24 protein-coding genes are annotated in these 25,332 nt (G+C 65.5%); 6 read left to right on the top strand and 18 right to left on the bottom strand.

All coding sequences use genetic code 11. From position 1 onward, the window contains the following. Positions 1-29: 29 nt before the first annotated feature. Both ACI2KK_RS21410 and ACI2KK_RS21405 read right to left on the bottom strand, forming a co-directional pair. Positions 30-3,095, bottom strand: a complete 3,066-nt coding sequence (locus tag ACI2KK_RS21410) for an efflux RND transporter permease subunit (protein WP_404670481.1) — start codon at positions 3,093-3,095, stop codon at positions 30-32. A 6-nt stretch (positions 3,096-3,101) separates the two neighbouring features. Next, positions 3,102-4,196 (bottom strand): efflux RND transporter periplasmic adaptor subunit, encoded by a 1,095-nt coding sequence (locus ACI2KK_RS21405; RefSeq protein ID WP_404670480.1) that lies wholly within the window; start codon positions 4,194-4,196, stop codon positions 3,102-3,104. Between the two features lie 185 nt (positions 4,197-4,381). On the opposite strand from ACI2KK_RS21405, the gene ACI2KK_RS21400 reads away from it, so the two are divergent. Continuing rightward, entirely contained in the window at positions 4,382-5,011 is a 630-nt protein-coding gene (locus tag ACI2KK_RS21400) for a TetR/AcrR family transcriptional regulator (protein WP_404670479.1), read from the top strand. A gap of 222 nt (positions 5,012-5,233) precedes the next feature. Here ACI2KK_RS21400 and ACI2KK_RS21395 read toward each other — a convergent pair whose 3' ends face one another. Next, a complete protein-coding gene (locus tag ACI2KK_RS21395) occupies positions 5,234-6,016 on the bottom strand; it encodes a class I SAM-dependent methyltransferase (RefSeq protein WP_404670478.1) in 783 nt (260 codons plus the stop codon). A gap of 95 nt (positions 6,017-6,111) precedes the next feature. On the opposite strand from ACI2KK_RS21395, the gene ACI2KK_RS21390 reads away from it, so the two are divergent. Next, entirely contained in the window at positions 6,112-6,732 is a 621-nt protein-coding gene (locus tag ACI2KK_RS21390) for an energy transducer TonB (RefSeq protein ID WP_404670477.1), read from the top strand. 2 nt (positions 6,733-6,734) lie between these two features. Here ACI2KK_RS21390 and ACI2KK_RS21385 read toward each other — a convergent pair whose 3' ends face one another. From ACI2KK_RS21385 to ppc, 7 genes are all read right to left on the bottom strand, one after another. Further along, positions 6,735-7,424 (bottom strand): extensin family protein, encoded by a 690-nt coding sequence (locus ACI2KK_RS21385; protein ID WP_404670476.1) that lies wholly within the window; start codon positions 7,422-7,424, stop codon positions 6,735-6,737. Positions 7,425-7,430: 6 nt separating this feature from the next. Beyond that, entirely contained in the window at positions 7,431-8,261 is an 831-nt protein-coding gene (locus ACI2KK_RS21380) for an oxaloacetate decarboxylase (protein ID WP_404670475.1), read from the bottom strand. Between the two features lie 29 nt (positions 8,262-8,290). After that, positions 8,291-9,160: a DUF72 domain-containing protein gene (locus tag ACI2KK_RS21375; protein ID WP_404670474.1), complete on the bottom strand. Its 870-nt coding sequence runs from the start codon at positions 9,158-9,160 to the stop codon at positions 8,291-8,293. A 3-nt stretch (positions 9,161-9,163) separates the two neighbouring features. After that, complete coding sequence (locus tag ACI2KK_RS21370; protein ID WP_404670473.1) at positions 9,164-9,451, bottom strand: hypothetical protein; 288 nt, start codon at positions 9,449-9,451, stop codon at positions 9,164-9,166. 133 nt (positions 9,452-9,584) lie between these two features. Further along, positions 9,585-10,259 carry a tRNA (adenosine(37)-N6)-threonylcarbamoyltransferase complex dimerization subunit type 1 TsaB gene (gene tsaB / locus ACI2KK_RS21365; RefSeq protein WP_404670472.1) on the bottom strand — a complete coding sequence of 225 codons (675 nt, stop codon included), beginning with the start codon at positions 10,257-10,259 and terminating at the stop codon, positions 9,585-9,587. A gap of 546 nt (positions 10,260-10,805) precedes the next feature. After that, positions 10,806-11,456, bottom strand: coding sequence for an adenylate kinase (adk, locus tag ACI2KK_RS21360; RefSeq protein ID WP_369987837.1), 651 nt, complete (start codon positions 11,454-11,456; stop codon positions 10,806-10,808). Positions 11,457-11,714: 258 nt separating this feature from the next. After that, a complete protein-coding gene (gene ppc / locus ACI2KK_RS21355) occupies positions 11,715-14,345 on the bottom strand; it encodes a phosphoenolpyruvate carboxylase (protein ID WP_404670471.1) in 2,631 nt (876 codons plus the stop codon). A gap of 144 nt (positions 14,346-14,489) precedes the next feature. Between ppc and ACI2KK_RS21350 the strand changes: the two genes are divergently transcribed. The 4 genes from ACI2KK_RS21350 (at position 14,490) to ACI2KK_RS21335 (ending at position 17,127) form a co-directional block, all read left to right on the top strand. Beyond that, complete coding sequence (locus ACI2KK_RS21350; protein ID WP_217840002.1) at positions 14,490-14,834, top strand: pilin assembly protein; 345 nt, start codon at positions 14,490-14,492, stop codon at positions 14,832-14,834. A gap of 263 nt (positions 14,835-15,097) precedes the next feature. Continuing rightward, positions 15,098-15,511, top strand: a complete 414-nt coding sequence (locus ACI2KK_RS21345) for a DUF4398 domain-containing protein (protein WP_217886230.1) — start codon at positions 15,098-15,100, stop codon at positions 15,509-15,511. Between the two features lie 52 nt (positions 15,512-15,563). After that, a complete protein-coding gene (locus ACI2KK_RS21340; RefSeq protein ID WP_217886231.1) occupies positions 15,564-16,352 on the top strand; it encodes an OmpA family protein in 789 nt (262 codons plus the stop codon). Between the two features lie 490 nt (positions 16,353-16,842). Next, positions 16,843-17,127 (top strand): type II toxin-antitoxin system Phd/YefM family antitoxin, encoded by a 285-nt coding sequence (locus tag ACI2KK_RS21335; RefSeq protein ID WP_404670470.1) that lies wholly within the window; start codon positions 16,843-16,845, stop codon positions 17,125-17,127. 133 nt (positions 17,128-17,260) lie between these two features. On the opposite strand, the gene ACI2KK_RS21330 is transcribed toward ACI2KK_RS21335, so the two are convergent. The 8 genes from ACI2KK_RS21330 to ACI2KK_RS21295 form a co-directional block, all read right to left on the bottom strand. Beyond that, positions 17,261-17,590: a hypothetical protein gene (locus ACI2KK_RS21330; RefSeq protein ID WP_217840007.1), complete on the bottom strand. Its 330-nt coding sequence runs from the start codon at positions 17,588-17,590 to the stop codon at positions 17,261-17,263. Continuing rightward, entirely contained in the window at positions 17,587-18,510 is a 924-nt protein-coding gene (locus ACI2KK_RS21325; protein WP_404670469.1) for an alpha/beta hydrolase, read from the bottom strand. Before ACI2KK_RS21325 ends, ACI2KK_RS21330 begins: the two co-directional genes overlap by 4 nt. Continuing rightward, positions 18,482-19,816, bottom strand: a complete 1,335-nt coding sequence (locus tag ACI2KK_RS21320; protein ID WP_404670468.1) for a flavohemoglobin expression-modulating QEGLA motif protein — start codon at positions 19,814-19,816, stop codon at positions 18,482-18,484. Before ACI2KK_RS21320 ends, ACI2KK_RS21325 begins: the two co-directional genes overlap by 29 nt. 97 nt (positions 19,817-19,913) lie before the next feature. After that, the gene (locus ACI2KK_RS21315; RefSeq protein ID WP_217840009.1) at positions 19,914-20,462 is read right to left on the bottom strand and encodes a hypothetical protein; all 549 of its coding nucleotides are present in this window, start codon (positions 20,460-20,462) and stop codon (positions 19,914-19,916) included. Positions 20,463-20,489: 27 nt separating this feature from the next. After that, positions 20,490-21,194: a TetR/AcrR family transcriptional regulator gene (locus ACI2KK_RS21310; protein WP_404670509.1), complete on the bottom strand. Its 705-nt coding sequence runs from the start codon at positions 21,192-21,194 to the stop codon at positions 20,490-20,492. Between the two features lie 188 nt (positions 21,195-21,382). Then, on the bottom strand, positions 21,383-22,885 hold the full coding sequence (gene lysS, locus ACI2KK_RS21305) for a lysine--tRNA ligase (protein WP_404670467.1): 1,503 nt from the start codon (positions 22,883-22,885) through the stop codon (positions 21,383-21,385). A 95-nt stretch (positions 22,886-22,980) separates the two neighbouring features. Continuing rightward, a protein-coding gene (gene prfB / locus ACI2KK_RS21300) for a peptide chain release factor 2 (RefSeq protein WP_217840012.1) occupies positions 22,981-24,076 on the bottom strand; the annotation gives its coding sequence in 2 pieces (ribosomal slippage) (positions 22,981-24,003 and positions 24,005-24,076; 1,095 coding nt in all). Positions 24,077-24,301: 225 nt separating this feature from the next. Then, positions 24,302-25,306 carry a diguanylate cyclase domain-containing protein gene (locus tag ACI2KK_RS21295; protein ID WP_404670466.1) on the bottom strand — a complete coding sequence of 335 codons (1,005 nt, stop codon included), beginning with the start codon at positions 25,304-25,306 and terminating at the stop codon, positions 24,302-24,304. Positions 25,307-25,332: the final 26 nt, after the last annotated feature.

The following is a 25,332-nucleotide window of genomic DNA, read 5'->3' as shown; positions in this document are numbered from 1 at the left end:
ACGCGTTGTAATGCGTTACAAGAGACAGCTCACTCCTTCTTCACCCTGAACCACGCCGCATACAGCGCCGGCAGGAACAACAGGGTCAGCACCGTGGCCACGATCAGCCCACCCATGATTGCCACTGCCATCGGCCCGTAGAACACGCTGCGCGACAGCGGGATCATCGCCAGCACCGCCGCCAGGGCGGTCAGCACGATCGGCCGGAAGCGCCGTACAGTCGCCTCGATGATCGCCTCCCAACGGCCCAGCCCCGCCGCGATGTCCTGCTCGATCTGGTCCACCAGAATCACCGAGTTGCGCATGATCATGCCCGCCAGGGCAATGGTGCCGAGCATCGCCACAAAGCCGAACGGCTGGCGGAACACCAGCAGGAACAGGGTCACACCGATCAGCCCCAGCGGCGCGGTGAGAAACACCATGAACATCCGCGAGAAACTGCGCAGCTGGATCATCAACAGGCTCAACACCACCACGATGAACAGCGGCATGCCGGCGTTCACCGAACGCTGGCCACGTTCGGAGTCCTCCACCGTGCCGCCCACCTCCAGCAGGTAACCATCGGGCAGCTCGGCCTTGATCTGCTGCAGGGTCGGCAGAATCTGCTGGGTCAGGCTGGCCGGCTGCTCCTTGCCGTAGATATCGGCGCGCACGGTCACCGTCGGCAGGCGGTTACGGTGCCAGATCACGCCCTCTTCAAAGCCGTATTCCAGGGTAGCCACCTGGCTCAGGGCCACGCTCTGGCCGTTGTCGGTAGGGATCGCCAGGCTGCCCAGGTTGCCCAGCTCGCGGCGTTCCTCGGCGGTGCCGCGCAGCAGGATCTCGATCAGCTCGTTGTCCTCGCGGTACTGGCTGACGTTGCTGCCTGTGAGCGAGCTCTGCAGGAAGCTCGACAGGTGCGCGGTACTCACCCCCAGGGCCCGGGCGCGGTCCTGGTCGATATTCAGGTACACCGCCTTGCTGGGTTCTTCCCAATCCAGGTGCACATTGACCACATGGGGGTTCTCGCGCACCTTGGCCGCCACCTCGCGGGCCAGGGCACGGACCTTCTCGATGTGCTCGCCGGTCACCCGGAACTGCACCGGGTAACCCACCGGCGGGCCGTTCTCCAGGCGCGTGACCCGCGCCCGCAGGTCGGGGAACTGCTCGTCCAGGGTTGTGATCAGCCAGCTGCGCAGGCGCTCGCGCTCCTCCAGCGACTTGGCCAGCACCACGAACTGGGCGAAGCTCGCCGCCGGCAGTTGCTGGTCCAGCGGCAGGTAGAAGCGCGGCGAGCCGGTGCCCACATAGGCCACGTAGTTATCGATGCCGTCCTGCTGCTTGAGTAGCGCTTCGAGCTGGCGCACGCGCTCGGCGGTGTTGTTCAGCGAGGCACCTTCGGCGAGCTTGAGGTCGACCATCAGCTCCGGGCGCCCGGAGGCCGGGAAGAACTGCTGGGGCACGAAGCGGAACAACAGGATGCTGCCGACGAACGCCGCGATGGTCAGCAGAATCACCGTTTTGCGCCGCCTTACGCACCAGGCCACCACCCGCCGCACGCGCTGGTAGAACGGCGTGGCGTAAGGGTCGGGGGCATGCCCGTCGCTGCCGTGGCGGGCCGCGTGCAGCTTGGCCAGGTCCGGCAGCAGGCGCTCGCCCAGATACGGCACGAACACCACCGCCGCCACCCACGAGGTCAGCAGGGCGATGGTCACCACCTGGAAGATCGAGCGGGTGTACTCGCCGGTGCTCGACGCCGCCGTGGCGATGGGCAAAAAGCCCGCGGCGGTGATCAAGGTACCGGTGAGCATCGGGAACGCGGTGCTCGACCAGGCGTAGCTGGCGGCCTTGAGCCGGTCGTAGCCCTGCTCCATCTTGATCGCCATCATCTCCACCGCGATGATCGCGTCGTCCACCAGCAGCCCCAGCGCCAGCACCAGGGCGCCAAGGGAGATCTTGTGCAGGCCGATGCCGAAGTAGTGCATCAGGGCAAAGGTCATGGCCAGCACCAGCGGGATCGCCAGGGCCACCACCAGGCCGGTGCGCACGCCCAGCGAGAAGAAACTCACCAGCAGCACGATGGCCAGGGCCTCCACCAGCACCTGGACGAACTCGCCAACCCCGGCCTTCACCGCCGCCGGCTGGTCGGACACCTTGCGCAGCTCCATGCCAGCCGGCAGCCCTTGGGCCAGGCGGGCGAACTCGCCTTCGAGGGCCTTGCCCAGCACCAGAATGTCGCCGCCGTCTTTCATCGACACTGCAAGGCCGATGGCATCCTCGCCCATGAAGCGCATGCGCGGCGCAGGCGGGTCGTTGAAACCGCGCTGCACCTCGGCCACATCGCCAATGCGCAAGGTGCGGTCACCCACACGAATGGGGAACTGGCGAATCTGCTCGACCGAGTCGAAACGCCCGCTGACCCGCACCTGCAAGCGTTCGCTGGGGGTTTCGAAAAAGCCTGCGGTGCTCACCGCGTTCTGCTCGCGCAGGGCCTGCTGCACGGCAGCCATGGGCACGCCGAGGGTGGCCAGCTTGGTGTTGGACAGCTCGATCCAGATTTTTTCATCCTGCAAACCGACCAGCTCGACCTTGCCCACGTCCTTGACCCGCTGCAGCTGGATCTGGATGCGGTCGGCGTAATCCTTGAGCACCGCGTAATCGAAGCCAGGGCCGGTCAGCGCGTAGATGTTGCCGAAGGTAGTGCCGAACTCGTCGTTGAAGAACGGCCCCTGCACCTCCGGCGGCAGGGTGTGCTGAATGTCCGCGACCTTCTTGCGGATCTGGTACCACAGCTCGGGGATATCCTTGGAATGCAGCGAATCGCGGGCCATGAAGGTGACCTGGGACTCGCCGGGCCGGGAGAACGAGACGATCTTCTCGTACTCGCCGGTCTCCATCAGCTTCTTCTCGATGCGCTCGGTGACCTGGCGCGATACCTCCTCGGCGCTCGCCCCCGGCCACAGTGTACGGATGACCATGGCCTTGAAGGTGAACGGCGGGTCTTCGCTCTGACCCAGCTTGGTGTAGGACATGGCGCCGATGGCGGCCAGCAGGATCATCAAAAACAGCACGATCTGGCGGTTGCGCAGCGCCCAGGCGGAAAGGTTGAAACCCATGCTGACTTACTCCTTGGTCGCCAGGTCCACGTCACGGTTGCTGCGGTCCACCGGGCGTACCTGCTGGCCTTCACGCAGCACATGGCCACCGGCGGCCACCACCCAGTCGCTGGCGCTCAGGCCCTCGAGCACCGGCACACTGTCGGCGCCATAGGGGCCCAGGCGCACGGCGGCTCGCTCCAGGCGGTTGTCCTTGCCCACCCGCCACACATAGGCTTGCCCACCCTCGGCGCTGACCGCCGACAGCGGCACCGCCAGCGGCGCATGCTCGGCATGGGCAATGAACACGCGCGCGCTCTGGCCCAGTTCGGCCGGCACCTTACCGGTGAAGGCAATGCGCGCGGCGAAGGTGCGCGAACGTGGGTCGGCGGCTGGCGACAGCTCGCGGATGCGCGCCTCGAAGCGCTCGTTGGGGTGCGACCACAGCTCCACGCTGACCGCCTGGCCCACGGCAAAGCGGGCAAACTGCTGCTCTGGCAGGCCGATGGCCACCTCGCGCTCGCCGTCGGCGGCCAGGGTGAACACGGTCTGCCCGGCCGCCACCACCTGGCCGGTTTCCACCTGGCGCTTGGCGATCACCCCGGCCTGGGGGGCGCGCAGCACGGCGTAATCGGCCTGGTTGCCGGCCACCTCGAACTCGGCCTTGGCCTGCTTGAGGCGGGCCTGGCCTGCGCGGAACAGGTTCTCGGCGTTGTCGAACTGCGAATGGCTGACCATCTGCCGGTCCAGCAGCTTCTGGTAGCGGTCGCGCTCGGCGCGCACCAGCGCAAGGTTGGCCTCGGCGGCGGCCAGCTGGGCGCGGTTGGCCTCAAGCTGCAGGCGCACATCCTGCGGGTCGAGCTCGGCCAGCGGCTGCTCGGCCTTGACCCGTTGCCCCTCCTCCACCAGGCGTTTGCTCACCTTGCCGCTGATGCGAAACGCAAGCTCCGGCTCGAAACGCGCCCGCACTTCGCCGGGGTAGCTGTCGGCCGAGGCACCCGCCGGCTGGGGCTGAACCACCAGCGCCGGGCGCGGCGCGGCAGGTGGCGCGGCTTCCTGGCCGCAGGCGGTTAGCAGCACGAGGGCAGCGGGCAAGGTGAACGACAGCGCACGACGCAACATGATGGAGGACCTTCGGCAGAGGACGCGGCGAATATTTATACTGGCGAGTATACTAAGTCAGCCGAACGATGCCGGGAAGCGCTTCGCTGGAGAAAAATTGCTGATTGCATTGCGACGTATGCCAGCCCCCAGCTGCGCCGCAACCCGGTAAACTGCCCCCCTTTTTACAGGCACAACGGTTCCCCATGTCCAACGACGCACCCATCGGCCCGGGCCGGCCCAAGGACCTGGCCAAGCGCGAGGCCATCCTCGAGGCCGCCAAATCGCTGTTCCTCAGCCTTGGCTATGCCAGCACCAGCATGGATGCAGTCGCTGCGGCGGCAGGTGTTTCCAAGCTCACCGTGTACAGCCACTTCACCGACAAGCAGACGCTGTTCGGCGCCGCGGTCATGGCCACCTGCCAGATGCAGTTGCCGGACCTGATCTTCGAATACCCCGAAGGGGTGCCGGTGCACGAGGTGCTGCTGAACATCGCCCGGGGGTTCCAGGCGCTGATCAGCAGTGACGAGGCGGTCAAGCTCAGCCGCCTGATCATGGCCCTGGGCAGCCAGGACCCGAGTTTTGGCCAGTACTTCTACGAAGCCGGGCCCAAGCGGGTGCTGGCGGGGATGGAGGCGCTGCTGCGCCAGATTGACAGGCAGGGCATGCTGCGGATTGCAAATCCGCTGCATGCCGCCGAGCACTTCTTCTGCCTGGTCAAGGGCGCGCCGGACTATCGCTTGCTGCTGGGCTTCGCCGGGCCACTGCAGGGTGATGAGGCCGAGGCGCATGTGCAGGAAGTGGTGGGTGTGTTCATGCGGGCGTTTCAGCCGTAAAGCATCGCGGGGCTTAGGCAAAACCCCAGGCAAACGCTGCACCTGTAGGAGCCGGCTTGCCGGCGATCACCGGTGCCAGCCACTGCGTCGCCTGCTTCGCGGGTGAACCCGCTCCCACAGGGTTGTGCGCAACCTGAGCCCAGCGCTGTACCTGTGGGAGCGGCTTTAGCCGCGAACACCGGCACAGCCGGTGCCAGGCACCGCGTCGCTGACCACTTGCAGTCAGGCTTTCAACGCCTTCTTCGGGTAGATGTCATAGCGGCTCGACTTGCCTTCCAGGCTGTGGCTCGGCTTGGGCCCGTCGATGATCGGCGCCTTGCGCGGGCGTTTGACCACCACCCGATGGCTGGCCAGGGCCAGCGCGGCCTCGAGCAGCGCCGGGGCATCCAGGTCGTCCCCCACCAGCGGGCGGAACACGCGCATTTCCTTTTTCACCAATGCGCTCTTGTCGCGGTGCGGGAACATCGGGTCGAGGTAGATCACCTGCGGCGCCTCGCCCTCCCAGGCACGCATGCGCTCGATGGCGTTACCGGTCAACAGGCGCATGCGCCCGACAATCGGCCCCACTTCTTCATCCCCCCGGGCCCGCGCCAGGCCGTCTTCCAGCAGCGCAGCAACCAGCGGCTGGCGCTCGATCAGGGTCATCTGGCAGCCCAGGCTGGCCAGTACGAACGCATCCTTGCCCAGCCCCGCCGTGGCATCCAGCACCTGCGGCCGCACGCCCTGGGCGATGCCCACCGCCTTGGCGATCATTTGCCCGTTGCCACCACCAAACTGGCGCCGGTGCGCCGCCTGGCCTTCAACGAAGTCGACCCGCACCGGCCCCGGCGCCTGCGGGCCGAGTTGCTGGATCTGCAAGCCATCGGTGCCGAACTGCACGGCAAATTCGGCCATTTCGTCAACCAGCGGCAAGCCCAGGCGCTCGGCCCAGGCCTGTGCCTGCTGCTCGAATTCCGCGCCCAGCGCCTCGACCCTGATACCTGCGCCCTGCCCTTGTTCTGCCATCGGTAACCGCACTCGAAAAAATTAATGAAAGCCCGGCCACGGCCGATACAGCGAATATCCCGCTATTCTGCCAGAGCACAACGCGCGCGACTGCCATGTCAGACACTCTTCCCCTTGGCTTGACCTACCTGTCGCCTGTCGGCAACTACGGTCGGCAGAATACCCAGGCACTGGGTGGCGTCAGCCACCTGTGGCAGGATTTCTTCGCCCGCGCCATGGCCGAGCAGCAGGAACCCGAGGTCGACAGCGTCAGCCAGGCACTGGTGCAGTACGACCAGGAAAGCGGCGAGCCCATCGGCGGCGCCAAGGCCCTGGCCCTGATCGAGACCCAGCGCGCCCTGCCGGTGCAGGACACCATCGTCGCCCCGCCCGAGCCACTGTTCCTGCCCAAGGCCGAGCTTGAAGCCAAGCTGCTGCCCCCCGCCCCCGAGCCGTTCAGCGCCCTCGAACTGATCGAACAGCAGCGCCAGCTCGACATCAGCAACAGCTGGCTGCGCCCGGTGGTGATGAGCCAGGGCCACCCCGCTGATGAGCCCGGCCCGGCGCCGGCAACCCGCCCGCTGTTCCTGCCAATCGCCGAGCTTGAGCGCAACCTGCTCGACCCGGCCCCCGAGCCGTTCGATGAGGCCACTCTGGCCAAGCAGCAGAACGACCTGGAATTCGACACCCAGTGGGCACGCCCGGTGGTGCTGAACAACGTGCGCGTGCACGCCTAAGTTCAGCGGCAGACCTGCCAGAACCCCATATCGAAGTGAAAATGGTTGTGATGGGCCGTGTTGTAGTCCGGCCCCAACACCGTGCTGAAACTGTCGCAGGCGCTGTCACGCACCTCTCGTAAAAAACGCGCCTTGCCGCCCTCCCCTTGCCAGTCCCGCGCCAGCACGATGCGCTGGCCATCTTTCAGGCGAAAACCGCTGATATCCAGGGCATTGGCCGTGGCGTGCTGGCTCAGGCGCCCCTGCTTGCGGTGGTAGACATTGCGGCAGGCAAAACTGCCGAGGTGATCGACCTGCACCACCGGCTGGCCGAACACCCGTTGCGCCGCCGGCTGCAGGCCGTGCACCTCGAACAGCGCATAGGCCACCGCCAACGGGCAACTGGCAAGGAAACTGCTGCTCAGCCGCGCCTGGCCGCCCTCGATGCGCCATACGTTGTGCAGCGGGCAATCCGCACTGGCCGGGCTGTCGGCTTGCGGGCGCACGCGCAGGGCCGAGGTTTGCAAGGCTTGCCGGCACAGCTCTGGGTCGTCGCGCAGGCGCGACAGCTTCCAGGGGGTGAGCAGGTTCGGCGGCTGGTGCACATCCAACACCGCCCAGGGGTTCCAGGCATCCGGCAGGCGCCAGCCCTGTTGCCAGGCCAGGCCCGCCATCGCCAGCAGGCCGGCCAGCAGCGGCAACGCTATGCGCATGTAGCCTCAGCGGCGGAACAGGTCATTGAGACGGGCAAACGGCAGGGCCTGCTCACCGTAGCCGAACGTGCCCTGGTCGCGGATCTCCAGCGCCGCACGCTCGAAGGCGCCCAGCGCGGCGCGGGCCAGGGACGACCCTACGCTGATGCGCTTCACGCCCAGGTCCTGCAGCTGGTTCACGCTCAACGGCACGCCGGCCAGGCCCATCAGCACGTTGACCGGCTTGGGCGCTACCGCCTGCACCACCGCGCGAATCTCGTCGACGCTGCGCAGCCCTGGGGCGTAAAGCACATCGGCGCCCGCTTCGGCATAGGCCTGCAGGCGCAGGATGGTGTCGTCCAGGTCCAGCCGACCGTGCAGCAGGTTTTCTGCGCGGGCGCACAGAGTGAAGGGGAATGGCAGGCTGCGCGCCGCCTGCACCGCCGCGCGCACCCGCGCCACCGACAGCTCGAAATCGTAGATCGGCGCGTCGCTGCGCCCGCTGGCATCCTCGATAGACCCGCCCACCAACCCCGCCTCGGCGGCGCGCAGGATGGTCTGGGCGCAATCGTCAGGCAGGTCACCAAAGCCGTTTTCAAGGTCGGCCGCCACCGGCAGCGGCGTGGCATCGACGATGATGCCGGCGTTATCCAGCGTTTCGTCCAGGCTCAGCGCGCCTTCGGCATCCGGCCGCCCGAGGCTGAACGCCAGCCCCGCGCTGGTGGTGGCCAGGGCTTCGAAGCCAAGCCCGGCCAGCAACTTGGCAGAACCTGCATCCCAGGGGTTGGGGATGACGAACGCGCCATCGCGCTCATGCAATGCCTTGAAGGCTTCGGCTCGCAGGGTTTGCACATCCATTGTTCAACCTCCGGCAGGGGTGTGAGTGGTCAGAGTAGGCCCAGTTGTTCGACCTCGGGCGCCCGTGGCAATTCCACCAGCGGCGCCAGCCCGGGCAGGCGCGCCATCAGGCGCTGGTGAAAACGCCGGGCCAGGGCTGCGGCCAGGCGGTTATCGCTGGTGTGCAGGAATACGTAGGGACTGCGGCCTTCCTCGATCCAGGCCCCGACCTTCTCCACCCACGGGGTGAGGAAGCTCTCGTTGGCCTCAAGCTCGGGGTGGCCGATGAACCGCACCTGCGGGTGCTGGCTGAAGGCGCACGGGCGCGGCGGTACCTTGGGTTTCTTTGCCTGGGCGTGGAGTACGCCGGGCTCGCGCGAGGTGCAACTGAACAAGGCCCGCGGGTCCAGACAGATGCGCTCGACCCCGCGCTCGTGCAGCAGGCGGTTGAGCTGGCGCTCCTCCTCGCCCTTGGCGAAGAAGGCCTCGTTGCGTACCTCCACCGCCACCGGCACGCCGATCTCATCGATAAAGTAGGCAAGCTCCCCCAGCCGCGACGGCCCGAACTGCGCCGGCAGTTGCAGCCAGTACGGCGCCACACGCTCGCCAAGCGGTGCCATCAGCCGGGTGAAGTCCAGGGCCGAGTCCAGCTGCGCGCGCAGGTCGTCGACGTGGCTGACGTCACCGGGGAACTTGGCAGTAAAGCGAAAGCCCGCCGGCATGATGCGCGCCCAGCGCTCTACCGTGGCGGGCGCGGGGCGGGCGTAGAACGTGGTATTGCCCTCGACGGCGTTGAACACCTGGCTGTACAGCCCAAGCATGTCACCCGTGCGGGCGTCGGCGGGGTAAAGGTACTCGCGCCAGGCGTTTTCGCTCCAGGACGGGCAACCGAGAAAATAAGGCAGGGGGGACGGAGTCATCCGTCAAATGTACAGGTCCAGCCCCAGCACTTCCATGTCCCAATCGGTAAAGCCTGCGGTGGTCAGGTAGCTGGCCAGGGCGGTGGAGGTACGCCGGTCACGGCTGCGGGGGAAGATCATGTCTTGCTGACGCGCCGGCAGGTCGCTTTTGCGGCGGTTGGTGCGGTTGAACTGCGCGTCGGCGTCGTCGACGACTTCGGTTTCCTCCTCCACAGCTTCGTCCCGCACGTTCGCCTTGCGTGGCGTGCGCTTGATGGGGTAGCTGGATGAGGAGAAGCCGTCGATACGCATGGCAGGGGCACTCAGGATCAATGATGGCAATTTAGCAGCATCAGAGTTCCATCGCTAATGCCCGAACGATAACTGGACCACAGTTCACACAAAAGGTTTATCTCGAACGGCAATAGCCGACGAACTGCTGCCTTCAGCGCGCCTTGGGGGTAGCCACATTATCGCGCAGGTAAACCGGTTGCGCTTGTTCGGCGACGACTGCCTCGCCACGGGCCCAGGCAAAGCGGGCCAGGCTGAGGATGTCCTGGGCATCGGGCAAGGCGCTCGGGTCGCTGCTGGCCAGTTTCACCGCCAGGCGGTCAGCCAGGCCCCAGCCGGTGCCGGCACCGTACCAGTCGCCGCCCAGGCCCTCCGGCAGGGCCACACGCTCCGGTGCTATCACTGTTTCCTGGCCGACCAGGCGCATCTCGCCCTGCTCGGCGCGATAGCAGCCCCAGTACACCTCGTCCATGCGCGCGTCGATGGCCGCAGCCACCTGCTGTACGCCGTGGCGGCGCAGGGCACCCTGGGCCAGGGCAGCCAGGTTGGAGGTGGGCAGTACCGGGCGCTCGAGAGCGAAGGCCAGGCCCTGGACCACGCCGATGGCAATGCGCACGCCGGTGAAGGCGCCCGGGCCACGGCCGAAGGCGATGGCATCCAGCGCGCTCAGGGCCACGCCGGAGTCGGCCAGCAACTGCTTGATCATCGGCAGCAGCTTCTGCGCGTGCATGCGCGGGATCACCTCGTAGTGGCTGGTCACCTTGCCGTCATGCAGCAGGGCGACGGAACAGGCTTCGGTGGCGGTATCCAGGGCCAGCAGGGTGGTCATCGAACGGGTATCCAGGGGCAGGGTAAAAGAGCGAGGCAGTATAGAGCAGCGGGCCCTGAGTGGGGAGCGCCCATTATGGGAGGCTGACTTGCCTACCCTCCGAAAACCGGCACTGTACCTCTGTAGGAGCAACTGTCTTGGCCAATTTTTAAAAGTTGGCGCGATTCCTGTGGGAGCGGGCTTGCCCGCGAACACCGGCAAAGCCGGTGCCACCCACCGTGTTGTCTGCTTCGCGGGCAAGCCCGCTCCCACAGGTACGGCGCTGGAGCCGCGTTTTGCACAGTCCTGTAGGAGCGGCCTTGCCGGGGCGCCGTCCGGTCGAGATGGGCTGCGTAGCAGCCCCAATATCTCGACCTCATGCAAAATCGCCGGGGCTGCTGTGCAGCCCATCTCGACCGGACGGCGCCCCGGCAAGGCCGCTCCTACAGGGATCGCGCCAGCTTTCAGAAATTGAGCATCGTTGCTCCCAGACAGGTCTTTGCCAATACGCTCAGCCAGAAACAACAACGGCCCGCAAGCGGGCCGTTGTGCTGCAAGGGGCGTGGATCAGCTCAGGGCTGCCAGCACCTTGGCGGTGATCGACTCGACCGAACCGACACCTTCGATGTGGCTGTACTTCGGCTTGCCGGCGTTGGCGGCCGACAGCTTCTGGTAGAAGTCCACCAGCGGCTTGGTCTGGCTGTGGTAGACCGACAGGCGGTGGCGCACGGTCTCTTCCTTGTCGTCGTCGCGCTGGATCAGCTCTTCACCGGTGACATCATCCTTGCCTGCAACCTTCGGCGGGTTGTACTGGATGTGGTAGGTGCGACCCGAAGCCAGGTGCACGCGGCGGCCAGCCATGCGGCCGACGATCTCTTCGTCGTCCACGGCGATTTCAACCACGGCGTCGATGTCCACACCGGCGGCGACCATGGCTTCAGCTTGCGGGATGGTGCGCGGGAAGCCGTCGAACAGGCAGCCGTTGGCGCAGTCTGGCTGGGCGATGCGCTCCTTCACCAGGCTGATGATCAGGTCGTCGGAGACCAGCTGGCCGGCGTCCATGACTTTTTTCAGTTCCAGGCCCAGCGGGGTGCCGGCCTTGACGGCGGCACGCAGCATGTCACCGGTGGAGATCTGTGGAATACCGAACTTCTCGGTGATGAACTTAGCCTGAGTACCTTTACCGGCCCCGGGAGCTCCCAGCAGAATTACGCGCATCTTGTGCTCCTCATATTTTTTTATGCAAATCAACGGATTCGGCGCACAAGGCCAACTCCGGAAAATCGGACGAGACCGTCAAATCGGTCAGAAGGCTGCTCAAGATACACAGCGCCCGCCCCCCCGACAAGCGTCCCAAAGTGGCAACAAAGGGTCCGGCGCAGCCTGCCCGGGTGGCGGTTGCGCCCGTCGCAACCGGGCGCCCTGCCCCCGCCCGGGCGCCATGGGCGCACCGGCCAGGTACAGGCGGCCAAGCCTTTAGCCGGTGTTACGCAGGCCCGCCGCGATGCCTGCCACGGTCACCAGCAAGGCCTGCTCCAATGGGCTGTCCAGAGCGGCTTCGCGGCTGCGTGAACGGGCCAGCAACTCGGCCTGCAGGCGATGCAGCGGGTCCAGGTAGGTGTTGCGCAGGCGGATGAATTCCAGGGTCTCGGGGCTGTGCGCCAGTAGCACCGGCTGCCCGGTCAGGCCCAGCACCACCTGGCACGACTGCGACAATAGGTCGCGCAGCTGCGCCCCCAATGGCAGCAGTGGCGGTTGCACTAGACGTTGGTCGTAGGCCTCGGCGATTTGCGCATCGGCCTTGGCCAGCACCATCTCGAGCATGTCGATGCGGGTACGGAAAAACGGCCACTGCTCGCGCATTTGCGCCAGCAACTTACCCTGCCCGCGCGCCAGCGCATTGTTCAGCGCCGTCTCCCAGCCCAGCCAGGCCGGCAGCATCAGGCGCGTCTGGGTCCAGCCGAAGATCCACGGGATCGCCCGCAGGCTTTCGATACCGCCAGCGCGGCGCTTGGCCGGGCGGCTGCCCAGGGGCAGGCGGCCGAGCTCCTGCTCGGGGGTGGACTGGCGGAAGTACTCGACGAAATCCGGGTTTTCGCGCACCACGTCGCGGTAGGCCTTGACCCCGTCGGCGGCCAGCTGGTCCATCACTTCGCGCCAGGCAGGCTCCGGCGGCGGTGGCGGTAGCAAGGTGGCCTCCAGCACGGCGGCCAGGTACAGGTTGAGGTTTTGCTCGGCGATGCCCGGCAGGCCGAACTTGAAGCGGATCATCTCGCCCTGTTCGGTGGTGCGGAAACGCCCGGCCACCGAGCCCGGCGGCTGCGACAAAATCGCCGCGTGGGCCGGGCCGCCGCCACGGCCAACGGTGCCGCCGCGGCCATGGAACAGCAGCAGCTCGACCTGGTGTTCGCGGCAGATGCGGACCAGGTATTCCTGGGCGCGGTACTGGGCCCAGGCGGCGGCAGTGGTGCCGGCGTCCTTGGCCGAGTCGGAATAGCCGATCATCACCTCCTGCGGACCATGCAGGCCGGCGCGATAGCCCGGCAAACCGAGCAGGCGCTCCATCACCGGCCCTGCGTTGTCCAGGTCGGCGAGGGTTTCGAACAGCGGCACCACGCGCATCGGCCTGGTCAGCCCGGCCTCTTTTAGCAGCAGTTGCACTGCCAGCACGTCCGAGGCGGCGCCAGCCATGGAAATCACATAAGAGCCCAGCGAAGCCGCCGGGGCGGCAGCAATTTCGCGGCAGGTGGCGAGCACCTCGGCGGTGTCGGCCTGGGGCTTGAAATGCCCGGGCAGCAACGGCCGGCGGTTTTTCAGCTCGGCCTGCAGGAAGGTGATGCGGCGCTCTTCATCCCAGTCGGCGTAGCGCCCCAGGCCCAGGTAATCGGTGATCTCCGACAGTGCGTCGCGGTGGCGGGCAGAATCCTGGCGCACGTCCAGGCGCACCAGGAACAGGCCAAAGGTTACCGCGCGGCGCAGGCAGTCGAGCAACGGACCGTCGGCGATCACGCCCATGCCGCATTCATGCAACGACTGGTAGCACAGCTCCAGGGGCGCGATCAGTTCACGGTTGTCCACCAGCACTGCGGCGCTGGCCGGTTGCGGCGCTGCCAGCGAGGCATGGGCCCAGGCGCGGGTGGCGCGCAGGCGGTCGCGCAGTTGTTTTAGCAGCGCGCGATACGGCTCGGCGCTGTCGTCACCCACCTGCTCGCGCAGCGCAGCGCTGGCGGCTTGCATCGACAGCTCTGCGGCCAGGTAGTCGATATCACGCAGGAACAGGTCGGCCGCCATCCAGCGCGCCAGCAGTAGCACCTCGCGGGTTACCGCGGCGGTGACATTGGGATTGCCGTCACGGTCGCCGCCCATCCACGAAGCGAAGCGCACCGGCGCGGCTTCCAGCGGCAACCGCAGGCCGGTGGCATCGAACAGCGCCGCGTCGACCTTGCGCAGATGGCTGGGAATGGCCTGCCACAGTGAATGCTCGATCACCGCGAAGCCCCATTTGGCTTCGTCCACCGGGGTAGGCCGGGTACGGCGGATCTCTTCGGTGTGCCAGGCCTCGGCGATCAGCCGGCGCAGGCGCTCGCGCACCTGCTGGCGTTCGGCAGGCAGCAGGTCGCGGTGGTCCTGCGCGGCCAGTTGCGCGGCGATGGCGTCGTACTTCTGGATCAGCGTGCGGCGCGCCACTTCGGTGGGGTGGGCAGTGAGCACCAACTGGATGTCCAACCGCGCCAACTGGCGGGCCAGGGTGTCGTTGCCGTGGCCGGCCGCCTTGAGCCGCGCCAGCAGCTCAGGCAGCGCGCGGTCTTCGAACGGCTCGGGCTGGCCGGCATCGCGGCGGCGGATCAACTGGTACTGCTCGGCGATGTTGGCCAGGTTGAGGAACTGGTTGAAGGCCCGTGCCACCGGCAGCAGGTCCTCTTCGGCCAGGTCGTCCAGGGTCGAGCTCAGTTGCTCGCCCTCGCCAAGGCGGTCGGCCTTGGCGCTGTGGCGGATCGCCTCGATCTTGTCGAGGAACGCATCGCCATGCTGCTGGCGGATGGTCTCGCCCAGCAACTCCCCCAAAAGGTGCACATCCTCACGCAAGCGCAAATCGATATCGCTCATCGGGCCTCTCCAGTCCAGGAAACAGCAGGCCCCAAGAGTGCCCACTCACGCCTGCGCCTGGCAAGCCGGGCGCGGCCAAAGCAACTAAAGTCAATACAGGTCATCCGAAGCAATGCCCCTTCCAAGGCTTTGACAGAGGTCATCATGAAAATCCGCGAACTCGCCCAACACTGGGAACAGAATGCCGCCGGCCGCCTGAGCCCCACCGGCCACCAACTGCACCTGGACATGGAAGCCGAAGCGCGCCTGGCGGCGCTGGTGGACATGTACCCCAAGCGCAGCGCCGAGGAACTGCTGGGTGAGCTGGTGGCCGCCGCGCTCGAGGAACTGGAGGCCAGCTTCCCCTACATCAAGGGCCAGCAGGTGATCGCCACCGACGAAGAGGGCGACCCGCTGTACGAGGATATCGGCCCTACCCCGCGCTTTCTGGCGCTCTCGCGCCAGCACCTGCACGCCTCCAGCAGCGCCCGCGACGACGAGCGCCACTGACCCGCCGCCTGCCTGCGGGCCTTGTCGCACAAGGCCCGCAATACCTCCCTGCGCGCGCAAAGTTCCCTGTTTTTGACACTGACCGATTGGTCAGCAAAAAAAGTGTTTAGCGTGCGAATTTTTCTGAACTATCGGAAAAACGCCTCGGTCACAGCCAATAGCCATCACGGCAAAACCCCGCAAACAAGGGCGTTACAGCGCCCTTACGCCCAGGGAAACAGCGATGGACCAGTTGCGGACATCGTCGTTAACAGGAGTGACCAATGGAGTTGACCACCATGAAGACCCGCATCGTTAAACCCGCCTCCCCCCACCTGCGCGGGCTCAAGCTGGCCGCACTGGCTCTGGGCAGCAGCCTGCTGCTGGCCGGTTGCGCCGGCAAGCCGCCCACCGAGCAGTACGCCGTGACCCAGTCGGCGGTCAACTCGGCGGTCAGCGCTGGCGGCACCGAGTTTGCCGCAGTGGAAATGAAAGCGGCCCAGGACAAGTTCAAGCAGGCTGAAATCGCCATGCACGACAAGAAGTATGACGAGGCCCGGATGCTCGCCGAACAGGCCGAATGGGACGCCCGCGTGGCCGAACGCAAGGCCCAGGCGGCCAAGGCCCAGAAAGCCCTCCAGGACAGCCGCGAAGGCGTCCAGGACGTCCGTGAGGAAGGCCTGCGCAGCGCCGAGTGAGCCTGCCCATGCCCCTTGAGCCTTCGTCGATAGCAATCAAAGGATGAACACTATGCGCAATTACGTCATGATCCCCGCCCTTCTGGCCCTGAGCGTCGGCCTGGCGGCCTGCTCCCACGACCCGAACGCCAACCTGGAATCGGCCCGCACCAACTTCTCGGCGCTGCAGAGCGACCCGCAGTCGAGCAAGGTGGCCGCCCTTGAGACCAAGGACGCCCAGGACTGGCTGAACAAGGCCGACAAGGCCTACATGGAGCGTGAGGACGACAAGAAGGTCGACCAGTTGGCCTACCTCACCAACCAGCGTGTGGAAGTGGCCAAGCAGACCATCGCCCTGCGTACCGCCGAAGCGGAGCTGAAAAACTCTGCCGCGCAACGCGCCCAGGCCAAGCTGGACGCCCGCGACGCGCAGATCAAGAAGCTGCAGGACAGCCTCAACGCCAAGCAGACCGACCGCGGCACCCTGGTGACCTTTGGCGATGTGCTGTTCGACTTCAACAAGGCCGAGCTTAAAAGCAGCGCCTACCCCAACGTCACCAAGCTGGCGCAGTTCCTTCAGGAAAACCCTGAGCGCAAGGTGATCGTCGAGGGCTACACCGACAGCGTCGGTTCGGCCAACTACAACCAGACCCTGTCCGAGCGCCGCGCCGGTGCCGTGCGCATGGCGCTGGTACGTGCCGGCGTGGACCCTGCGCGCATCGTCGCCCAGGGTTACGGCAAGGAGTACCCGGTGGCTGACAACACCAGCAACTCGGGGCGTGCGCAGAACCGTCGGGTGGAGGTGACCATCTCCAACGACAACCAGCCGGTGGCGCCGCGTTCGGTGAGCCAGGTGCAGTAAGGGCTTCAGACCTGAATGGAAAAACCCGCCTTGAAGGCGGGTTTTTTCTTGGCTGGCATACTGGCTGTCCGACGAAAGCCTTGCAGCGCCTATGAAATCGAGCGCCGCCCGCGCGGCGCATCGCGACGCAAGGCCGCTCCTACATCTGTTTCGGGCCAGTTATTCCTGTGAAAGTACCGCTGCACGCCTAGGTGCATGTCTTGAGTCATGTGCAGCGGCAGCAACGCACACGCTGGAATCGCGCTGTACAAACAAGGCGGACCAGGTAATGGCACAGGAGAGACTGGCCCGAAACAGATGTAGGAGCGGCCTTGCGTCGCGATGCGCCGCGCGGGCGGCGCTCGATCTCATAGACGCTGCAATACCACCGGCAAACACCTGTCAGCCTTCACTGAAACTCTTCCAGAAATGCCCTACAGGACCTTTAAAAACACCATTAAAGACACTAAGGTAAGGTCGCCGACGCTCACTAGAAATGGTTGAACCGATAATGACCTACCCTATCCTCGCCGATCTGGCAGCTTCCATCACAGACCTGAAGAAAGACCCAATGGGTACCATGCGCAAAGCACATGGAGAGACGGTGGTGATCCTCAATCGGAACGAGCCGGCGTTCTATGCGGTACCACCAGAACGCTATGAGGCGATGATGGACCTGATTGACGACCTTCAACTGGCCGAACTTGTGCGTCAGCGGTTAGGAGAACCTACCGTGAAGGTGGATATCGATGAACTCATTGCTGCGGCTGAACGTGACTGCAAGAATCGCGCGTAGCGCTTGAGCTAAGCACTGCTCATTCTGTACCGGCCTCATCGCGGGTCAAGCCCGCTCCCACAAGTGATCTTCGTGGGAGCAGGATCTGCGTGGGAGCGGGCTTGCCCCGCGATGAGGCCAGCACAGGCAAATATCACTGCACCTGCTGCTGCGGCGTCTCCTGCCCCATGCAGCGCACCGCACGCTTGCGGTTGTCCACCAGCACGCCGGTCAGGCCCTTCTGCTGGGTGTCGAACAGCACCAACACGCCATCGACGCACTGCGCCACCTGCGGCGCCGGGTCCAGCGATACCTTGTAGTCCTCGCCGGGGATGGTCTTGAGCATGGTGAAGTCCTGCAGCAACAGGGCATCTTCAGGCTTGGCAAAATGCAGGTAGCCGTAATACCAGAGGGCCCCCACCGTCACGATGATGCTGCCGACACCGGTCAGGATCAGCGGGATGGCGTTGCGTTCTTCACTCATTGCTTGTTGTTCTCGTCAGGGTAATTGGGCACTTCGGCCAGGCGGCGCAGGCCGTTGAAGTGGCTGGGGTCGTCCAGAAAGCGCAGCATCACCTCACGCCAGGTCGGGTCGGCGAAAGTCTGCACATGGCCACCCCGGGTAAGCTGCAGCACCCGCGGCGGCGGGGCGTGCTGGTACAAACGGATGCCGTTTTCAAGCGGCACCAGCTGGTCGTCGAGGCTGTGGAAGAACAGCTTTGGCGGGCTGCTCAGCTGTTCGATGGAGCGGATCGCGCTGTCGCCGTCCGGCACCAGCCACGACAGCGGCACCTGCAGCGGCCAGGTCAACCACGAGGTGCTCAGCGCATAACGGCCGACACTGCGGTAGCTGGCCGGTACGCCGTCGAACACCAGGGCGCTGAAGCGCTGGCGCTGCTCGGGGTGCGCCGCCAGGTAATGGATGGCCATGGCCCCGCCCAGGCTCTGGCCCAGCAGCACCAGCGGCTTGCCCTGCACCTCGGGGGCACGGTCCAGCCAGGCCATGGCGGCGGCGATATCGTCGTACACCTCGGGCAGGCTCGGCTTGCCCTGCGACAGGCCATAACCGCGGTAATCGATCATCAGCACCTGCCAGCCCTGCTCCGGCAGCCAGTAGCTGCCGCCCAGGTGGCCAGCCAGGTTGCCGCCGTTGCCATGCAGGTGCAACACCGTGCCCTTGACCTCGACCCCGGCCTTGGCCGGCAACCACCAGCCGTGCAGGCGCACGCCGTCGGCGGTGGTCAGGGTGAGGTCGCGGTACTCAAGCTTGGCCCGCTCGGGAGTGAACGGCTGGCCGCGCTCGGGGAAGAACAGCAAGCTGCTGCAACCGCCCAGCCCCAGCAGCACCAGGCCAAGCATGAGCAGGCGGCAGCGCTCAGAGAATGTTCGCGTAGTCGGCTTCAATACGGTCCAGGCTCAGGTGGTTGAGGAAGTTGGAGAAGCACATCCAGGCCGACAGCGCGTTGAGGTCGCGAAACTGCTCCGGCAGGTACTTGGGCGGCTCCACCAACCCTTCTTCGACCAGTTGGCGCAGCGTGCGCATGTCTTCCAGAGTGGTCTTGCCGCAGAACAGCAAGGGGATCTGCTCCAGCTTGCCCTTCTTCACGGCCAACTGAATGTAGTTGTAAACCATGATGAAGCCCTTGAGGTAGGACAAGTCCTTGGTGAATGGCAGGCCATTGGGCACCGAGCCACGGAACACCCGGCTGGCGTTGCTGTAGCTCTGGGCCATCTCGAAGCCCTGCTCGCGGAAGAAGTTGAACACCTGCAGGAAGTCGGCGCCCTCCTCGACCATGTGGATGGCCCGGGTGCGGTTGGCCAGCTTGCGCAGGCGGCTGGGATAGGAGGCAAAGGCGATCACCTCCATCAAAATCGCCAGGCCTTCCTGGGTCACGGTCGACGAGGGCGGGCCCTTGGCCAGGAAGGTGCAGATCGGCTGGTTCAAACCGTTGAGAGTGGTACCCACGTGCACCAGCCCCTCGTGCACCTCCAGCGCGCGCACGTCGCGGCTGTTGAACATGGCGTCGGCGCGCACCTTGATGTAGTCGGCGCCGGCCGCAGCGTCGGCGACGATACCGTCGGACTCGAACACGCGGATAGTCTCTTCGGCCTCGCCGAACACCTTGTTCAGCCGGCGCTGAAGAATCTCCACGGCCTCTTTGGCCGTGAGGTTTTTCGGTTCGTCCTTGAGGTCGCCGCGCCCGTCGATGTTGTCGAGGTAGTTGGACAACATCAGGCCCAGGTCAGCCAGGGTCGGGTCACCGGCATGGAAGGCGTCGGAGGCTGCGCCGTAGAGCTCTTGCGAGATCAGCCCGAAGTCCTCGGTGCCACGCGCCTCGAGCATGCGCACCACCATGCGGTACTCGCGGCACATGCGCTTCATGATCTGCCCGACCGGGTTGAACTGGCCCAGCTGGCGGATGATGTCGCGCTCGATGCTCTGGAACTCGGCCTTCACCGCGCCGGAGTCGAACGACAGCGGGCGGTTCTGGTAGTAGGCCCGGTCGATGGCCGGCGGCTCCTTGCCTTTGGCCTTGAGGAAGCCCTGGCGCACGTTGTCGTCCCATTTCACCGCGTCCAGCACCCGGATCGGGGTCTGGGCCGTGACGATGCGGTCGGAGAGGCTGCGGATGGTCTGCTGGTATTCGTCCACCGGGGACTCCTTATCGGAACATTGTGCCAAGCCCTGCTTTGCCTGTTCGGGCCTCATCGCGGGCAAGCCCGCTCCTACAGGGACGGCACAGAGCTCGAGCCGAGCGCAGTACCTGTGGGAGCGGGCTTGCCCGCGAAGAGGCCGGCACAGCCAACTACTTGCCGGAGCGCTGGAAGCGCGCTACCTCGACGAACAGGTCGGAGTTGGCCGGGTCGTCCAGGTAGGCCAGCACCCGCGCCGACGGGCTGTCGATCAGCACGCCTTCGCCGTTCTCGTCGGGTACCTGGGTGGTGCGCCCGGTCAGTTCTTTTTGCTCCACTGCCTGCTGCACCTGCTCGACATCCAGGTTGTACAGCACCAGTTCCTTGCCCTCGACGATGTCGAAGCCGCCAATCAGGAAGTTGCCGCCCATGGCCTTGGGTACGCCAGCAGACAAGTACCAGCGGTTGCCATGGCGCGAAACGGTGAAGGTGTACTCCTGCGCCGCCTTGCCCTTGGCGGTGGCCACGGCCTTGTAGGCGTCGGCGCCGCTGCGGCTGATCACAAGCTTCAACGGCTCGCCCCAGGCATCCTTGCTGCTCCACTTGCCGAGCAGCGCCTTGGGCGCCGCCTGGTTGGCCGGCAGCGGCTCGTGGAAGGTCACCAGACACCCGCCCAGCAAGAGGAATGACAAGGTCAACAGCACCACACGCCAGGCTTTCATCAGGTTCTCCTTGAAAATTCGGTCGCCTCAGGCCGAAGCCAGCACCATCTGCAGGTATCGGACAAGAATAGCGAGCATCTGCTCATCGGCCTGTGCATCAGCGCCCTTGAGCAGGCCCTGATATTCCATCTGCTCGATGATGGCCGTCAACATCTGGGCATCCTGCTCGGGCTGGCGCGAGCCCACCACCTGCAGCATCTGCCGCGCGCCGTGCAGCAGAATCTGCTCGTGGGCGCATACCAGCTCGGCCAGGCGCGGGCACAGCAGCGCCTCCTGGCGAAAGCCCTGCTCGGCCATGAGGAAGTCGCGGCGGTTGTTGAGCTGGCGGATCACGTAGTCGGCGGTCATGCGTGCCACTTCGTCCACCAGCCGCGCCCGCGCCTGCGCGGTGCCGTCGCCCTGGGCCAGCAGCTGGCGCAGCACCACTTCGGTATTGGCCCACAGCTTGGCCATGTAGGCGGCGCTGCGTTCGACGTACTGGGCGAAGGTGTCGGCCAGCAGGTCCTGGATATCCTTGAAGTAGTAGGTGGTGGCCGACAGCGGCACACCGGCCTCGGCGGCTACCGCGCGGTGGCGCACGCCGCGCACGCCGTCGCGCACGACGATGCGCATGGCGGCATCGAGGATCTGCTGGCGGCGCTGTTCACTGCCCTGGCGGGCGGTCTTGCGGCCCTGGTACTGCACGCTCTCGGCGACGGCGGTGGCGATGCCGGCGGCGCCTTGGTGGGGCATGGCGGGGGTCATGATAAATACCTCTTGGGGTCATGCGCAGCTTGTGCCGGCCCTTTCGCGGGTAAACCCGCTCCCACAGGTACTTCATCCAGCTGTGGGAGCGGGTTTACCCGCGAAGGGGCCGGCACAGACAACATAAAGCTTCAGGCATGAAAAAGCCGCCTCGAAAGGCGGCTTGTTCACATCACTCAGGCCTGCGGACGCATGTGCGGGAACAGGATCACGTCGCGGATCGACGGCGAGTTGGTCAGCAGCATCACCAGGCGGTCGATGCCGATGCCTTCACCGGCAGTCGGCGGCATGCCGTACTCCAGGGCGCGGACGAAGTCGGCGTCGTAGTGCATGGCTTCGTCGTCACCGGCGTCTTTCTCGGCCACCTGGGCCAGGAAGCGCTCTGCCTGGTCTTCGGCATCATTGAGCTCGGAGTAGGCGTTGGCGATTTCGCGGCCACCGATGAACAGCTCGAAGCGGTCGGTCACCGCCGGGTTGTCGTCGTTGCGACGGGCCAGCGGCGAGACTTCGAACGGGTACTCGGTGATGAAGTGCGGCTGCTCCAGCTTGTGCTCCACCAGTTCCTCGAAAATCATCACCTGCAGCTTGCCCAGGCCTTCGTGGCCGAGCACCTTGGCGCCGGCCTTCTTGGCGATGTCGCGGGCGCGGTCGACGTCCTGCAGGTCGGCGGCGGTCAGCTCAGGGTTGTACTTGAGGATCGAGTCGAACACCGACAGGCGCACGAACGGCTCGCCGAAGTGGAACAGCTTGTCGCCGTACGGCACATCGGTGCTGCCCAGTACCAGCTGCGCCAGCTCGCGGAACAGTTCCTCGGTGAGGTCCATGTTGTCGCGGTAGTCGGCGTAGGCCTGGTAGAACTCGAGCATGGTGAATTCAGGGTTGTGACGGGTCGAGACGCCTTCGTTACGGAAGTTGCGGTTGATCTCGAACACCTTCTCGAAGCCACCGACCACCAGGCGCTTGAGGTACAGCTCCGGCGCGATGCGCAGGAACATGGCCATGTCCAGGGCGTTGTGGTGGGTTTCGAACGGCTTGGCGGCAGCGCCGCCAGGGATGGTCTGCAGCATCGGCGTTTCGACTTCGAGGAAGTCACGCTCGATGAGGAACTTGCGGATGTGCGAGATCACCTGCGAGCGCACACGGAAGGTGTGGCGGGTTTCTTCGTTGACCATCAGGTCGACGTAGCGCTGGCGGTAGCGCTGCTCGGTGTCGGTCAGGCCGTGGTGCTTGTCCGGCAGCGGGCGCAGCGACTTGGTCAGCAGGCGCACGTTGGTCATTTCGACGTACAGATCGCCCTTGCCGGAACGGGCCAGGGTGCCTTCGGCGCTGATGATGTCGCCCAGGTCCCAGGTTTTGACCGCGGCCAGGGTTTCTTCGGGCAGGGTCTTGCGGTTGACGTAGACCTGGATACGGCCGGTCATGTCCTGGATAACCATGAACGAGCCACGGTTGAGCATGATGCGGCCAGCCACCTTGACCGGGATCGCGGCTGCTTCCAGCTCTTCCTTGGTCTTGTCCGCGTACTGCTTCTGCAAGTCGTTGCAGTAGCTGTCGCGACGGAAGTCGTTGGGGAAGGCGTTGCCCTTGGCGCGTTCTGCAGCAAGTTTTTCCTTGCGCAGGGCGATCAGGGCATTTTCTTCCTGTTGCAGGTCTTGCGATTCGGTCTTGAGGTCGCTCATGTCGTCAGTCTTTCCATCAGGTATTCGTTGCCCCTGTCGGGCAGGGCAGGCGATACCGGCCCCCAGGGCCTGGTATCGCGGCGGTGGTGTGCGGGTTACAGGCCCTGCTTGAGGCTCGCTTCGAGGTATTCGTCAATGTCGCCGTCGAGCACCTTGTTGCAGTCGCTGCGCTCGACGCCGGTCCGCAGGTCCTTGATGCGCGAGTCATCCAGTACGTAGGAGCGGATCTGATGGCCCCAGCCGATGTCCGACTTGCTGTCTTCCAGGGCTTGCGAGGCGGCGTTGCGCTTTTGCATTTCCAGCTCGTACAACTTGGCCCGCAGCATTTTCATGGCGGTATCCTTGTTGGCGTGCTGCGAACGTTCGTTCTGGCAGGCCACCACGGTGTTGGTCGGCACGTGGGTGATACGTACGGCCGAGTCGGTGGTGTTGACGTGCTGACCACCGGCGCCCGAGGAGCGGTAGGTATCGATGCGCAGGTCCGACGGGTTGATCTCGATTTCGACCTTGTCGTCGATTTCGGGGGAGACGAACACCGCCGAGAACGAGGTGTGGCGGCGCGCGCCGGAGTCGAACGGGCTCTTGCGCACCAGGCGGTGCACGCCGATCTCGGTGCGCAGCCAGCCAAAGGCGTACTCGCCCTTGATGTGCACGGTGGCGCCCTTGATGCCGGCGACTTCGCCTTCGGACAGCTCGATGATGGTGGCGTCGAAACCGCGCTTGTCGGCCCAGCGCAGGTACATGCGCAGCAGGATGTTGGCCCAGTCCTGGGCCTCGGTGCCGCCGGAGCCGGCCTGGATGTCCAGGTAGGCGTTGTTCGGGTCCATCTCGCCGCTGAACATGCGACGGAACTCGAGCAGGGCGAGGGATTCCTCGAGCCCTTGCAGCTCGGTCACGACATCGCTGACAGCGCCTTCGTCGTTTTCCTCGACCGCCATGTCGAGCAGGTCCTTGCAGTCGCCCAGGCCGTTGGACAGTTTGTCGAGGGTCTCGACCACCTGCGCCAGCATGGCACGCTCGCGGCCCAGGGCCTGGGCGTACTCGGGCTTGTTCCAGACGGCGGCGTCTTCCAGCTCGCGGTTTACTTCGACCAGACGATCATGCTTGTGATCGTAGTCAAAGATACCCCCGAATGGACTGGGAACGCTCGGTGAGGTCCTTGATGGTGTTCAGGATCGGTTGGATTTCCATGGGCGGGCAGCTCTCGTGCGAATTCGGTGAAAAGCCCGCGAGTATAGCGCCATTCGCGCCACGGCGGCAGCCCCGCCGGGCAGGCGCTGCTCGCGACCTTACCGCGCCCCTGTGGGAGCGGGTTCACCCGCGAAGCAGACACCGCGAGGGATGGCACGGGCTCTGCCCGTGTTCGCGGGTGAACCCGCTCCCACAGAGACCCTGCAAAGCCTGGACTTCATCCGATCAGGCAATCCCCACCTGGTTGCGGCCGTTGTGCTTGGCCTGATACAGCCCCTTGTCCGCTGCCGAGATGAGCTGCCGGCAATGGCTGCCCTGGCTTGGGGTCTGGGTTGCCAGGCCGATGCTCACGGTCAGGTGCGAGCCGGCTTCGGGGGCGATGTGCGGGATGCTCAGGGCGATGATGCTCTGGCGCAGCTTCTCGGCCACCAGGCGCGCGCCGCCCGGCGAGGTGTTGGGCAACACCAGGGCGAACTCCTCGCCGCCATAGCGCGCCGGCAGGTCGCTGGGGCGCGCGCAGCAGCTGCGAATGCCCTCGGCCACCTGGCGCAGGGCCTCGTCGCCAGCCAGGTGGCCGAAGCTGTCGTTGTAGGCCTTGAAGTAGTCGACGTCGATCATCAGCAGCGACAACTGCTGCTGCTCGCGCAGGGCCCGGCGCCATTCCAGCTCCAGGTACTCGTCGAAGTGGCGGCGGTTGGACAGCCCGGTCAGGCCGTCGGAGTTCATCAGCCGCTGCAGCATCAGGTTGGTGTCGAGCAGTTGCTGCTGGCTCACCCGCAGGGCGCGGTAGGCTTCGTCGCGCTGCAGCAGGGTGAGGTAGGAGCGCGAGTGGTAGCGAATGCGCGCCACCAACTCGATGGTGTCGGGCAGCTTGACCAGGTAGTCGTTGGCCCCGGCGGCAAAGGCCGCGCTCTTGACCAGCGGGTCTTCCTTGGTCGACAGGACGATGATCGGGATGTCCTGGGTGGCCGGGTTGTTGCGGTACTCGCGCACCAGGGTCAGGCCGTCCAGGCCCGGCATGATCAGGTCCTGCAGAATAACCGTGGGCTTGATGCGCATGGCCTGGGCCACAGCCTGGTGCGGGTCGGCGCAAAAATGGAAGTCGATGTTCTCTTCCTGGGCCAGCCCGCGACGCACTGCCTCACCGATCATGGCCTGGTCATCCACCAGCAGGACCATGGCCGAGTTTTCGTTGGTGGTCGTCAGACCTTCGGTTGGCAGATCATTCATCCCTAGTCACCTGCTCACGGCCGGCC

It is taken from the genome of Pseudomonas sp. NPDC089406 (genome assembly GCF_044900265.1).
Lineage (GTDB): Bacteria > Pseudomonadota > Gammaproteobacteria > Pseudomonadales > Pseudomonadaceae > Aquipseudomonas > Aquipseudomonas fakonensis.
The sequence above is the reverse complement of the archived record's forward strand: the minus strand, read 5'-3'. Positions and strand labels throughout refer to the sequence as shown.